Origin of the sequence: Mesorhizobium sp. M2E.F.Ca.ET.209.01.1.1, from assembly GCF_004010375.2 — a bacterium.
GTDB lineage: Bacteria > Pseudomonadota > Alphaproteobacteria > Rhizobiales > Rhizobiaceae > Mesorhizobium.
The window spans coordinates 48,785-60,964 of record NZ_SADP02000018.1; the positions used below are offsets into that span (position 1 = coordinate 48,785).

The following is a 12,180-nucleotide window of genomic DNA, read 5'->3' on the forward strand; positions in this document are numbered from 1 at the left end:
GTTTGCCATGACCTCGATCGGGTCGCCTGAACTGAGCAAGATGTTCGACGCCATCGCCGCCGCGATCGCGGCGGACAAGGACCGGCTCTGTCAACTCGACGGCGTGATCGGCGATGCCGATCACGGCATCGCCATGGAGCTCGGCTTCAACGCAGCGCGCGACGCGGTTGCCGGCCTCGATCTCGCCGCGACCGACCCGACAGCTCTGCTCAACACGGCGGCGAAATCATTCCTCAATGCGGTCGGCGCGTCGTCCGGGCCGCTCTACGCAACTGCCTTCATGCGCGGCGCCGCCGCCGTCAAGGGCAAGACGAAGCTCGGCGCCGACGATGCCATCGCCATGTTCCAGGCGATGGCGCAGGGCATCAAGGATCGCGGCAAGGCCGAGCTCGGCGAAAAGACCATGGTCGATGCCTGGCAGCCAGCGGCCGAAGCCGCTGGTGCCGCGCGGGCTGCTGGCAAGAGCCTCGCAGACAGTCTTGCCGTGGCACTTGCCGCCGCCGAGGGCGGCGCCGAAGCCACCAAGGACATGATCGCCGCCAAGGGCCGTTCCTCACGCCTCGGCGAGCGGTCGCTTGGCCATGTCGATCCAGGCGCGGCCTCGGCCGTCACGGTCATCGGCGCAATGGCGCAGAGCTTAAACAGCGCAATTCCAGGAAAAGTGTGAAGCGGTTTTCCGTCCGGACTTGCGTCACAACAAGCAGCGTTAGCGCTTTGCCTCGTCGAGGCGGTTGATCGCCTGGACGTTGCCGGCCGATGGTCCCTTCTCGTCGAATTCGGAAGCGAGCCAAGTGTCGACGATCGCCTTGGCAAGCTCCGGCCCGATGACGCGGGCGCCCATCGTGATGATCTGCGCATTGTTGGATTTGGCCGCGCGTTCCGCTGAATAAGTGTCATGGGTGAGTGCCGCACGGATGCCCGGCACCTTGTTGGCCGAGATCGAGACGCCGATGCCGGTGCCGCAGAACAGGATGCCGCGGTCGTTCTTGCCGTCGACGATCGTCTGGGCGAGGTTCTGCGAAAGGTCGGCGTAGTAGCCGGGCTGGCTGAGATCGCAGACGGTAAGGCCAGGCTTGGTGGCGAGGTGCGCCGCGATCACGTCGAGGAGCGGCTTGCCGGCGCTGTCGGCTCCGATGGCTATCTTCATGGTTCTTGTCCCTCCTTTGACTGAAATGTGATGTCGATCGGATTCAGACCGCTGCCGAGGCGCGCCGCAGGATGTCGATGTAGCCTTCGGCCTGCCAGGCGGAGCGGCCGATGAACAGGCCATCGACATTGGGCTGGCCGATCAGTTCGCCGGCGTTCTGCGGATTGACGCTGCCGCCATAAAGCACCGGCGGCGTTGCGAGCAGCAGGGCAGTGGCCACTCTCTTGATCAGCGCCTGCTGCTTGTCGGCATAGTTGGAACTGGCTGGGATGCCCTTGTCGCCGATCGCCCAGACCGGCTCATAGGCAAACAGAATCCTGGCTGACTTTGCTTCTCCCTCCAGGAACTGCAGCGCGCCTTCGACCTGCGCCGTCAGTACCGCATCGGCCCTGCCGCTCTCGCGCTCGGACAGCGTCTCGCCGACGCAGATCAGCGGCACCAGCCCGTGCCTCACCGCCGCCGCCGTCTTCAGGCCGACAGCGTGGTCGCTCTCGCCGAAATGCTCGCGCCTTTCGCTGTGGCCGAGCTCGACCAGATCGAGGCCGCAATCCTTGAGCATCGGCGGCGAGATCTCGCCGGTCCAGGCGCCATTGTCGGCCCAATGCATGTTCTGCGCGCCGACCTTGATGTGCGTTGACGACAGCGCCTTCTTGACTTCTCGCACCGCCGTGAAAGGCGGGATGACGAAGAGCTGGATGCGTTTGTCGAAGCCAGGAGTGAACGCGGCGATCGCTTCGGCGAAAGCGAGCGCTTCAGCAAGCGTCTTGTTCATCTTCCAGCTTGTTCCGACCCAGTACGTCACGCCGCTGCGCTCCTGATGTTCAATCTTTGTTGTCGACAACCGTCAGCGAAATCGCCGCGGCTTCCAGTTCTTCGCGCGCGGGCGGCTCCAGCTCGCCGCCGGTGAAGACGATGTTGAACGCCTTGAGGTCGGTGAGGAAGTGCAATGCCGTGCGGCCGAATTTGCCATGATCGACCAGCAGGTATTTGCGCGCCGCGGCCGCCATCATCAGCCTCTTGGTCTGCACGACCTCCTGGTCCTGGTGAAATGCCGCAGCGCCGTAGATGGCCGACGACGAGAGAAAGGCGACATCGGCGCGAAGCGACCGTAGCGTCTCCTCTGCGATGAGGCCGAAGAAACCGTGGAATTTCTTGCTGTACTGGCCGCCAAGCGCGATCAAGGTGATGCCGCTGAGCCCCGACAGCTCCTGTATGACGGCGAGGTTATTGGTGATCACGGTCAGCGGGCGCAACTCGGCCAAATGCGCGGCTATGCCACCGGCCGTCGAGCCATCATCGATGATGACGGTCTGGCCGGGCTCGATCATCGCCACGGCCGCCATTGCCAGGCGGCGCTTCTCGTCGCCCGCCTGTTTTTGGCGGTAGCGGAAATCGCTCTCGAACAGGCCGCTCGACTGGATCGTGGCGCCGCCACGCAGCTTGCGCAGAAAGCCGCTTTCCTCGAGCTCGTCGAGGTCGCGATGCACGGTCATCTTAGAGACGGCGAAACGCGAAGCGAGATCGTCGACGGAAGCCGTGCCGGCCTCCATCAGGAAATCCATGATGCCTTGTCGGCGGTTGTCGATTTTCATTGCAGGCGCCTTCGAAACGCGTCTTCTATATCACATCAATATCCAATGAAGATATCAGTTTTTTTGTGATAATGTGATATTATTCGCAATATTTATGTGATTTTCACGGTCGGGCAATGAGCGTAAGGCAACGCAGCCCGCTGGAGAAGGTTTCGAAAAAGATGAGCGGAACCTAATATACAGCTCATGCTTATGGAAAAATGAGCACACGGGGAGCCAATTTTCTCGAGCGTTGGATGGCTGAGCATCTGCCCGAAGTGGTCACGGATGACCCTGCCACGATAAGCGATCTGACTGACCAAGCTATGGAAGCTGCGGACCGGGAGGGCATTGAGGTCAGCGAGATCTATGAGGAAGTCGGCAGCGTGTTCGAGGTTATCGCCCACGCGATGCAGCACCGCGGTGGCAGTTTGCCCGAGACTGATCTCACCGAACTCGACCTACTCGCCGGGAGACTCTCGCGAGAAGCGAATCTCACGGAAGCACAGACTCACGATTTGATCGAGCGCTTCGGCACGGATTGGGAAAAGCTCCTCAACGAAGCTTATTTCCTGAAAGAGCTTGAAGCCGGCAGGCGTCAGGAATAAATCCCTCATCGGTGCGGCGACCCCATTTACGAGGATCGCCACGATGTCAAACAAGTATCCCTTTTCGGAAGGCACGCTCGGCGACAAGCTTGCGGCCCGCACGGGCTTGTCAGTCCACTGCTTCGGCTGCCAGCGTCGCGCCGTCCTCGATGTCGCCGAGCTGGCCAAGCGGTTCGGGCGGGATCAGCCTTGCCTTCATTGGGATCTGCTGAAGATCATCTAGTGCAGCGAATGCCGCGCCGCCGGCCGTGACGATCGAAATCTCCAATTCACCAACCATGCCGTAACGCCGGAGCAGCGGAAGGGCTGGACGGCTTGCCCGTAAGCGGCCCGACAGTTCCGCGCCACGCTCCATTCCATCTTGACCTGAGGAAGCGCATGCAAATTTCGAGCTGAGACACCACCCGGCATTCATAAGGACTCGCGAGATTAATCGCGTAGGGATATAATCCTCTCCGTTCGCGGGGAATTGTCTTCGCCCCCGCCAATGTGTGAGGGGAATCATGGCGAATTCAAAATCCCTATCGGCATTGGATGTCGAAATCATCAAATCAGCGTTTCACAAAGAGGCTCAGGGCCTGCCCGAGAGCCAATGGCGAGAACTCGCCGCGCAACTGATCCAGACCTTTACCGGCTTGTCAGCTGTCGATCCGCAGTTGGTGGAGTGGATTATACGGAAGTAAGTCTCATGCCTCGCCGCGAAACTCTCGTGCAGATGGCAGAGCGCCACGTCCGGGAAGGCGAGGCAATAATCGCCCGCCAGCGCGCTCTCATCAAAACGCTTGCACGGGATGGTCATTCGACAGACGAAGCCGAAGAATTCCTGCGCAAGTTCATCGAAACGCAAGCGGAGCACGTCGCCCGGTTGGAGCGGCTGATAGGTCCGGCTGATTCGAAATCGCCCCAGCGCTGACCGGGGACCGGCGCCAGCTCTAGTACTGGCGCGCCTAGCTGTACCAATACGAAACAAGTCTAGATCAACAAATGTCGCCGATCGCGGTTTCGGAACAAAGACTGAATTAGTCCGTTCTAAAATATCTGCAATATTTCTAATGGAGGATGTTATGTCGGACGGACCTACAGTGGTAAACTCGGGCAGTGGCGGCGCAGCAGTTGCAATTGTCCTTGCAATCTTAGCCATCGTCGGGCTGCTGTTCTTCACGGGCGTCATTAACCTCAACGGCAATGGCGGCCCCAAGGAGGTCAGCGTCTCCGTAAACGCGCCGAAGGTGGAAGCGCCTTCCGTCGCCAAGCCTGCGGCACCAGCGCCCAAGCCCGCGACCGGCGGTTAGAGCTGCAACGGCTTGTCGAAGCGCAGCAACCGTGCTCGGGCGCGGATCGGCTGTAGCCCCGCTTTCTATATTTCTCACTGCCATTCCGGAAATCTCTGCCGCCTGCGCGAGTTCGTTTTGCGTCCATCCAAGCATTGTACGGGGGGTGCGGATTTGTTGCCGGGTGATCAAAAAAGTTATCCTCCTGGGTCTGCCACCGGACCCATGCCTATCGTCGCGAAAACCTCCGTCGTACAAACGAAGGATCGCTGCCTTACGGATTCATAGGTCCGCCTTGCCACCGGTCGCTGAAACTCGTCGGGCGCTCCCGTCGCCGCTGGTTCATCCGCAGTCAGCGACGGGTGCCGGAACGATCGGCTGAAGAGGAAATGCCGATCTTCTCTCAGCAAACTAGCGCGATGTGCGGCTGACATCATCCTTCAAAGGGAGGAACGATGTTTGCTTGGAACCTCCAAGCACGCCTGACGCCGGAGTAGCGCAAGGGCTGGACACCTTGTTCATAAGTGGCCCGACGGGCCCGCGCTCCGTTGGTGTGCGTTGGGTTGAACCGCCGAGCCGCCCAGCCGACGCTGAGTACGAACGCGGACGCCGGCTAGCGAACAATACGCCCCGGCCGAAATAGTAGGCACGTATCCAAAAGGACGAACGTGGGAGTAGCCGACGGGCCTGTCTCATCTCGGGACCGAATTTGCTGGCATAAGTCTTGCGTCAGCCGAATTGCTGGCAACGGGATCTTCTTCACATGCGATTGTCTACTCAGCCTGCGCGAAAGCCAAGATCATCACCGAAATGCATATACTCAGCGCCGCTCCGGATCGACGATGTGCAAATCGACGAGAACGGCGATGTGACCGTCTCGATTATTGCTGACGACATCTACTCGAAGAATGCCCTACAGCGCTACCAGATCACGCTGACTGAAGCCGAAATCGGCATTCTTTCCCGCGGCGCCGAACGGCGCTGGCGAGCATGACGCTTGCCGACAAGCGTCGGCTTATATGCGCGACAACGAACAGCAGCGGTCCGGCGGTTCCGTTGGGTAGCGTTGGTGGATGACCGCCAAGCCTAAGCCTGCCGTTGTGAGCCAGCCGGCCTAGCCATGTATATCAGCCGCAGCTAAAGTTACGCTACCTGCGAACAGAGGACGATATGAAGAAGCCGCCGGCCGCCGACCCTCCATTGCCAGGAGTCTACCCTCGCGCGCGAGCGGGCACAGCAGGAAGCGCTCGACCGGCGAGATGAGTTAGCGGCTAGTGAAGCTTGCTCTTCGCAGGCTTAGCTTTCAGCCACCGGCAGCGGGCTGCCGAATTCTAGGCGGTGTAGACGGCGGCGCGACCGCAGCCTGCGAGTTCTTAACATTTGTAGGCGCGCCCGGCCGGCTGTGAGCGCATGATTAATTTCTTGGCCCACGTGCCGGGCCGAGCCCCCACTTCACCCGCTGGCTTCGGCCGGCGGGCTTTTTGTCGCCTTGCGCGACTAAAACTGGGCAGCCGGCAGAGTGAGCAACGATAAGAAATCGAGACGCCTATGGATCGCCATTAGCATCCTCATCGCTGGGCTTGTGCTCATCCTGCTAGTTGGCCTCGCATACGCCGTGCTGATCCAACATCCTGCCGGATAAGAAGCTTTTGGCTCCGCTGCTTGAGAGCGACCAACGCACTCTCGCCTCCGACGGGAACAGAGAGATGCAACGGCACCTACCGCCTAATGCCTTTTATCCAGAAGATCTCGACGTGCTGAAGCGCGTGTTTGACGTTCTGTGCCGCGAACGCGGTTGCCAGCCGGGCTGTCCGGATGCTGAGGCGACTGCCCTGCTACTGGTCAACTTGTTCGAGAGCGGCCGGAGAACGGAAGAGGAGCTACTTGAGGCGGTTCAGACCACCCAGGCCTACCACAAGGCAAGCTAGGCGGTGCCGGCCCAAGCGCCTCCCGACGCCCTTTTGGTGAGCAGCTCGGCCTCCTCACGTCATAACAGCAGGCAACCCCGGTGCTTGTGGAAACTCACGTCTTTATGCTCGGCGCTGGAGGTATTGCTCGGGGCTCAAAACTCAGCCGCTCCACGGTGGCAACAACCGACAGTGCCTCGGCCTCGTCGAGTAGCGTCGGGCCCTAGTGCCCATTCACCTGCTCCTCGCTCATCAGCACGCCGGGTGGGCAATGCTCCTCGATCGTCGCCCGGATCATGCGCAAGGCAGCGCGGCAAGCAGGGTCGTTTTCCATAACCAAATAAACATTCAATATTGCTAAAATGTTCCGGAACAAGGTAGCGGCCGGCGCCTTGAATCGCGTTGTGTCGGGGTTGTGCGTTGCGTCTCACTTTCATCAAACCGATGGAGCCCGAGCTGGTCGACCGGCCGCCGGCCGGTGACGGCTGGTCGCACGAAATCAAGTTCGACGGCTATAGAACCCAGCTTATCAAGGACGAGGATGGCATCCGGCTCTACACCAGGACCGGCATCGACTGACAAGCAAGTATCGGCCGACCGCGGCGGAGTAGCGTTGCAGCTGAGCCCTGTGGAACGACGGGCGGCCAAGAGCAGGTTTGTACTTGTTTTGTTCTCAACCCTGAGTCACGCTGTTGCGGCACAGGAGGCAGTGTTGCTGACATATTTTGTTGTCCAGAGTTTCAACTTCACGCCAAGGGGAGCGGTCACCGCAGGAACGGCGGTGGAGGTGCAAGATGCCGAGCATGCCTTGCGACTGGCGAAGAGCTCGCCGGGTGCTCTGCCGGTGTTGTGGCGTTCAGCCGGACCGGGGATCCTTCAATCGGCGAGTTCGATGACGCCGTTGTTCTTTATGCCACCGGGATTGTTCCGCTGCATGACACGGAAGTGTCGATAGCATCCTAAGGGTTCGAAACAAAAAAGGCTATGGACGCTTTGCGCGTCATCTCGGCGGTACAGGTAAGATTTGCTGTGCCCCGAAAGCAGTCGTTGTATTCGAAGGCGCTCGAGATCGCGCTTACGGAAAAAGCGGTCAGAAAGGCACCGCGCTAACGCCCCTTCGCTCGGCTGACCCGCCAGATGACGTTACCAACATCGTCGGCGACGAGAAGTGCGCCGGCCTGATCGACAGCAACGCCGACCGGACGGCCCATCGCCTTGCCATCATGTCCGAGGAAGCCGGTGAGCACATCCTTCGGCGGCCCGCTCGGTCTACCGTCGCGGAACGGCACGTAGATCACCTTATAACCGCTGTGTACGCTTCTATTCCATGAGCCATGCTGGCCAACGAAAGCGCCGTTGCCATAGGCCGTGCCGAGCCACGTGCGGCTGGAGAAAGCCAGTCCTAGAGAGGCGGTATGGGAGCCGAGCGCATAGTCGGGCTTGACCGCCTCCGCCACAAGATCAGGGCGCTGCGGCTTGACGCGTTCGTCGACGTTCTGCCCATAATAGCTATAGGGCCAGCCATAGAAAGCACCGTTGCGAACTGAAGTGATGTAATCAGGCACGAGATCATCGCCAATCTCGTCACGCTCGTTTACGGCCACCCAAAGCTCACCGGTTTCGGGATTCCAGGAGAGCCCGTTCGGGTTGCGCAGCCCGGACGCGAAAACCCGGGTGCTGCGGCTAGACCGATCCACCTCAAGGACGGCGGCGCGGTTCTTCTCCGCGGCGATGCCATTTTCTCCAGCGTTGCTGTTGGAGCCAACGGTGACATAGAGTTTGCGTCCGTCCGGACTTGCGATCACGTCCTTAGTCCAATGATGGTTGATGTCTCCGGCCGGCAAGTCGACGATCTTTTCCGGCGGCGCGGTTATTCGGGTCTGGCCATTGGAGTAGGGGAAAGCGACGAGCGCGTCGGTCTCGGCGACATAGAGCTTCCCTTTGGAAAGCGTCATGCCGAATGGCGAATTGAGGCCTTCCACGAAAATTCTGCGCACATCCGCAACGCCGTCGCCATTGGTGTCGCGCAGGAGCGTGATGCGGTTAGCGCTGATGGTCGCAGCGCCGGCTCGTTTCATGGCCTGGTTCATAAAGAGCTTTCTGAGGCTGAAGCCGTCGTCATGCTTGGCAGGTGCATTGGTTTCGGCCACAAGCACATCTCCGTTGGGGAGCACGTGCAGCCAGCGCGGATGGTCGAGGCCGGTGGCGAACGCCGTCACCCTGAGCCCCTTCGCCGGGGTCGGCATATCACCTTTCTGCCAGCCTGTTGCCTCCGCGACGTTGACGGTCGGAATCAGCGTGGATGTCGGTTTCGGCAGGGTAGGGTTGGGGCCGTAACCGCTTGTGGGAACCATTTTCTGAGCGGGAACGCCAGCGCAGCTGACTATGAGGGCTCCCAATCCAGCTATGATCAAGTTTTGTGAGAAGCCAGCATGCATCGAACGTCCTCCGTTCGGATTCGCCTTGCGCCTGACCGAAAACTGGCCGCCATACTGTTCCTCGACGTGGTGTCGTCAACCGACCACTTAGCGAGAGACGGGGATCAGGCATGGAGCAATACGCTGACGTCGTATTAGAACATCGTTCGCAAGGAAATCGCACCGCGGCGAGGAGTTCATGGAGCCAAGGGCAGTGGCTGCGAGAAGTGTTCCAGGCGACGGGATCGACTTGTCTTTGATCAGTGCTCTAGGTTTGGCTTCGCAGCCTGCGCTCGCGGGCAACAGCCGCTAGGTACACTGTCGGGTCCTGCTCATTCGGCTGCGCAAAAGCATTTGCAACATCGCAAGAGTTCAGGCCGAGGTCCTGAAGTTCGCGTATATTCATAGACGCAAGAGGGGCGAGTTGCGTTCGATGTGCCCAAAAACGTGGCAGCCATAGAATGGCAGAAGCCGCTACTTTCAGGAGGGCGAAAATGGGGCGGACAGCACGACTCTCGTGGTGGCGTCGCAACCCGGCTCTGTGCAGGAATTCGATGGTGGCCATGGCGTCCTCTCCTCTTGAGCCGCCTGCTATGGCGGCAGTCGCAGCCTAGGTGAGCTTGCGGGGCCAGGCCTGATATCCAGCGGAAAGATTTCCGAAATTGAGACGAAACTTGGGGGTTCAAGAATCCAATGGTCTTTAGTTGAGAGTTTCCTAATATGAGGAGATTCGGTATACCTAGGCACCCTTCAGGGGAGAACGCCGTTGAGCGGGGCCGATCAAGCGCACAAAGCTCTCATCCGGCTTGGCGCATACGCCTTCGACCGGGAGCGGGGTCTTCTTTTGGAGAACGGCCGCCCGGTCTACCTTCGCGCGAAGACCTTTTCCCTGTTGGTCTATCTGGTCGAGCACGCAAACCGTGTGGTGAGTCGAGATCAGATATTCGAGGTCGTGTGGCAGGGCCTCGTCGTAACTGACGATGCATTGACACAGACCGTCCGCGATCTTCGGAGCGTACTCGGGGAGGAGGGGGCAACCCTGATCAAGACGGTCGCAAAGCGCGGCTACATGCTCACGCTTGAGGAGGAGGCAAACGATCGAGCCGATGATTCAGCCACCGCGGACGCACAATCGAACGTTGGGCCGCGCTACTCCTCAGCTCAGCCTGAAACGCGGCCTGATGCAACGGATTTTCCAGGCGACCCTTCCTTGCGGCGTGCGTTCGAGTTGTTGGCTGATGAAAGCCGGTCGACAACGCCTCTTTTGGGACCGGCGAGATCGGCTGAAGCACAGGCTGCTCGCGTCTCCGGGCGCGACAGGCCGGCGATCGCAGTGCTGCCGTTCGCGCTCGAGGACATAGCCTCCCGGCGCCTCCATGTCTTGAGGGACGGGTTGCTGAGGGACATTATCCGCGACCTTGCCCGACTGCGAACCGTCTTCGTCATCGCAGCGAACTCGCTACAGGCTTTGTCATCCCTCGGATTGAACAGCCTGGAGGCCGCCCGGGTGCTTCGCTGCGATTATGTATGCGCCGGCAACATCACGCTGCACGGACCGACGCTGCGGGTCGATGTCGAGTTGGTCGCGGCGGCTGACGGCCGCGCGCTCTTTTCCGAAAGATTCTCGAAGCCCCTCGCATTGATCTCGCAGTTCGGGCAGGCCTTGGCCGACGAAATTGCAATGCTGATCGCGGACGAGGTCAATCTCGCGGAGCGCAACATCGCGACTGGGCGGGCTATTCACGAACTGGATGCATGGCAAGCCTATCACCGTGGCCTGGGCCACATGCACATGTTCACCGGCCAGGACAATACGGTCGCCGAGGATCTATTCAAGGCCGCGATCGACCTTGATCCGCGCTTTGCCAGTCCCTACGCGAGCCTGTCGTTCACACATTTTTTGAAAGCCTTCCTGTTTGATCCGTCGCATCTCTCCGTTGAAGGGCAACTCGCTCACGATCTTGCGGCCCGCGCCGTGGCGGTCGACCCATATGACCCTGCGGCGCATTGCGCTCTCGGGCGCGCGCTCTGGATCATGGGCGCACTCGAAGAAGCCACTGACGCGCTGGAGCGCGCAACTATCCTCAGCCCTTCCTATGCCTTTGGGCATTACGCGCGGGCCTTTACCGACGGCTGGTCAGGGGATGCAAAGATTGCCATTCAAGCAGCCGACCATGCCAGAGAACTGTCGCCGTTCGACCCCTTCTTAGGTCCCAATCAAGCGGTGCGGGCAATTTCCCTGCTGCGGCTCGGAAGAGCCGACGAGGCTGCTGCGTGGGCTCTGCGCGCTACGCTCCATCGCAACGCTCACGCCCATATAAGGCGTATTGCGGTCTTGTCGCTGACTGCGGCCGGTCGGATCGAGGAGGCGATGCATCTTGCACAGGTGGTGAACGGCGAAAGCCCGGAGAATGGAAACGAGTTGTTCATCCGGACAAGCAGAATGCGGCCCGATGATGAGAAGCTATTCCGCGACCTGGCGCGGCAAAGTGGGTTGTGCTGAGCGCAGCGAGCCCACGCGAAAGGAGGGGCAACGTGAGTGAGACCCGCAAGCTCGCGGCGACCCTCGCCGCCGACGTCGTCGGATACAGCCGGCTGGCTGGGTCGGACGAAGATCGTACGCTCGCGTAAGCCAGAGCAGCGGAATGGCTGGATGCCATGCCCATGAGCCAAAGTCGGCGGGCAGTGCCCCTCGCCGAGACGGTCAATGGGCAAATGGTTGGGCGAGTTGATGAGGTAATGGTTCCAGCTCGGGTGCGGATTTCCTTTGCCTCCGTCCATCATCAATGGATTGGCCTCGGCCCTTCAGGGCAGACGGCCTCCTGATCTTTCTGCGCCTGGCGCTGCAATCTCCGGGCATTATCCCCGAGAATGGTGAGGTCGCGTCCGGTGATTCGCATGATGTTTATCGAAGCCTTAGCAGCCATTCCCCGTACCGGCTGGCCTCCGCTTATTGTCCCCAGAGTGTAACCAGCTCCGTCAGGACGCCATAAGTAGGTGAATTGCCACAAGCTCGATGATCAGCACAACGGAGCACACCGCGCCACCAAGGGCATAGCCTCGCCAATACTGACGAACATCCTGATCGGTTTGAAACGTTTCTATCCAAGGCTCGTCAGGGGCAATGCCAAGGCAAATGGGGATGGGCATCGTGGTCGAGACGATTGTATCAGGAGCTAAAGCAGATCGACCCGACATGCAGGCGGCCCTCTCGACTGCACCGGCATATTAGTCCTTGCTAACTAATAGCGATAGCCCT

Annotated in this window: 12 protein-coding genes and 1 pseudogene; 8 read left to right on the forward strand and 5 right to left on the reverse strand. The window is 60.1% G+C overall.

Annotated features, from left to right (window positions below):
- Nucleotides 1–7: 7 nt before the first annotated feature.
- Nucleotides 8–667 (forward strand): dihydroxyacetone kinase subunit DhaL, encoded by a 660-nt coding sequence (gene dhaL / locus EN852_RS26895; protein ID WP_127863978.1) that lies wholly within the window; start codon nt 8–10, stop codon nt 665–667.
- A gap of 39 nt (nt 668–706) precedes the next feature.
- On the opposite strand, the gene EN852_RS26900 is transcribed toward dhaL, so the two are convergent.
- The 3 genes from EN852_RS26900 to EN852_RS26910 are packed head-to-tail and all read right to left on the reverse strand — an operon-like array spanning nt 707 to nt 2,739.
- Nucleotides 707–1,147 (reverse strand): RpiB/LacA/LacB family sugar-phosphate isomerase, encoded by a 441-nt coding sequence (locus tag EN852_RS26900; RefSeq protein WP_127878353.1) that lies wholly within the window; start codon nt 1,145–1,147, stop codon nt 707–709.
- Nucleotides 1,148–1,190: 43 nt separating this feature from the next.
- Nucleotides 1,191–1,949, reverse strand: a complete 759-nt coding sequence (locus EN852_RS26905; protein ID WP_127878355.1) for a triose-phosphate isomerase — start codon at nt 1,947–1,949, stop codon at nt 1,191–1,193.
- Between the two features lie 19 nt (nt 1,950–1,968).
- Nucleotides 1,969–2,739 (reverse strand): DeoR/GlpR family DNA-binding transcription regulator, encoded by a 771-nt coding sequence (locus EN852_RS26910; RefSeq protein ID WP_127878356.1) that lies wholly within the window; start codon nt 2,737–2,739, stop codon nt 1,969–1,971.
- Nucleotides 2,740–2,975: 236 nt separating this feature from the next.
- Here EN852_RS26910 and EN852_RS42530 point away from each other — a divergent pair, with 236 nt between their 5' ends.
- Nucleotides 2,976–3,326 carry a hypothetical protein gene (locus tag EN852_RS42530; RefSeq protein WP_246694411.1) on the forward strand — a complete coding sequence of 117 codons (351 nt, stop codon included), beginning with the start codon at nt 2,976–2,978 and terminating at the stop codon, nt 3,324–3,326.
- A gap of 109 nt (nt 3,327–3,435) precedes the next feature.
- On the opposite strand, the gene EN852_RS40995 is transcribed toward EN852_RS42530, so the two are convergent.
- The gene (locus tag EN852_RS40995) at nt 3,436–3,606 is read right to left on the reverse strand and encodes a hypothetical protein (RefSeq protein WP_189546190.1); all 171 of its coding nucleotides are present in this window, start codon (nt 3,604–3,606) and stop codon (nt 3,436–3,438) included.
- A gap of 223 nt (nt 3,607–3,829) precedes the next feature.
- Here EN852_RS40995 and EN852_RS26920 point away from each other — a divergent pair, with 223 nt between their 5' ends.
- The 5 genes and pseudogenes from EN852_RS26920 to EN852_RS26945 form a co-directional block, all read left to right on the forward strand.
- Nucleotides 3,830–4,009 (forward strand): hypothetical protein, encoded by a 180-nt coding sequence (locus EN852_RS26920; RefSeq protein ID WP_127878358.1) that lies wholly within the window; start codon nt 3,830–3,832, stop codon nt 4,007–4,009.
- Between the two features lie 5 nt (nt 4,010–4,014).
- A complete protein-coding gene (locus EN852_RS26925) occupies nt 4,015–4,239 on the forward strand; it encodes a hypothetical protein (RefSeq protein ID WP_127878360.1) in 225 nt (74 codons plus the stop codon).
- A gap of 151 nt (nt 4,240–4,390) precedes the next feature.
- The gene (locus EN852_RS26930) at nt 4,391–4,618 is read left to right on the forward strand and encodes a hypothetical protein (RefSeq protein WP_127878362.1); all 228 of its coding nucleotides are present in this window, start codon (nt 4,391–4,393) and stop codon (nt 4,616–4,618) included.
- 823 nt (nt 4,619–5,441) lie between these two features.
- Nucleotides 5,442–5,591 (forward strand): hypothetical protein, encoded by a 150-nt coding sequence (locus tag EN852_RS41000; RefSeq protein WP_189401962.1) that lies wholly within the window; start codon nt 5,442–5,444, stop codon nt 5,589–5,591.
- Between the two features lie 1,333 nt (nt 5,592–6,924).
- Nucleotides 6,925–7,080 (forward strand): annotated as a pseudogene (locus EN852_RS26945) (ATP-dependent DNA ligase); the annotation flags it as partial.
- Between the two features lie 530 nt (nt 7,081–7,610).
- Here the strand turns inward: EN852_RS26945 and EN852_RS26955 are convergent.
- On the reverse strand, nt 7,611–8,942 hold the full coding sequence (locus tag EN852_RS26955; protein WP_127878366.1) for a sorbosone dehydrogenase family protein: 1,332 nt from the start codon (nt 8,940–8,942) through the stop codon (nt 7,611–7,613).
- 745 nt (nt 8,943–9,687) lie between these two features.
- On the opposite strand from EN852_RS26955, the gene EN852_RS26960 reads away from it, so the two are divergent.
- On the forward strand, nt 9,688–11,424 hold the full coding sequence (locus tag EN852_RS26960; protein WP_127878368.1) for a winged helix-turn-helix domain-containing protein: 1,737 nt from the start codon (nt 9,688–9,690) through the stop codon (nt 11,422–11,424).
- The last annotated feature ends 756 nt before the right edge of the window (nt 11,425–12,180 follow it).

Bases quoted from the DNA above. Each gene is read 5' to 3' on its own strand.
- EN852_RS26910 (WP_127878356.1), bottom strand. From the start codon at position 2,739: ATGAAAATCGACAACCGCCGACAAGGCATCATGGATTTCCTGATGGAG.
- EN852_RS26930 (WP_127878362.1), top strand. From the start codon at position 4,391: ATGTCGGACGGACCTACAGTGGTAAACTCGGGCAGTGGCGGCGCAGCA.
- EN852_RS26925 (WP_127878360.1), top strand. From the start codon at position 4,015: ATGCCTCGCCGCGAAACTCTCGTGCAGATGGCAGAGCGCCACGTCCGG.
- dhaL (WP_127863978.1), top strand. From the start codon at position 8: ATGACCTCGATCGGGTCGCCTGAACTGAGCAAGATGTTCGACGCCATC.
- EN852_RS42530 (WP_246694411.1), top strand. From the start codon at position 2,976: ATGGCTGAGCATCTGCCCGAAGTGGTCACGGATGACCCTGCCACGATA.
- EN852_RS26955 (WP_127878366.1), bottom strand. From the start codon at position 8,942: ATGCATGCTGGCTTCTCACAAAACTTGATCATAGCTGGATTGGGAGCC.
- EN852_RS26900 (WP_127878353.1), bottom strand. From the start codon at position 1,147: ATGAAGATAGCCATCGGAGCCGACAGCGCCGGCAAGCCGCTCCTCGAC.
- EN852_RS40995 (WP_189546190.1), bottom strand. From the start codon at position 3,606: ATGGTTGGTGAATTGGAGATTTCGATCGTCACGGCCGGCGGCGCGGCA.
- EN852_RS26920 (WP_127878358.1), top strand. From the start codon at position 3,830: ATGGCGAATTCAAAATCCCTATCGGCATTGGATGTCGAAATCATCAAA.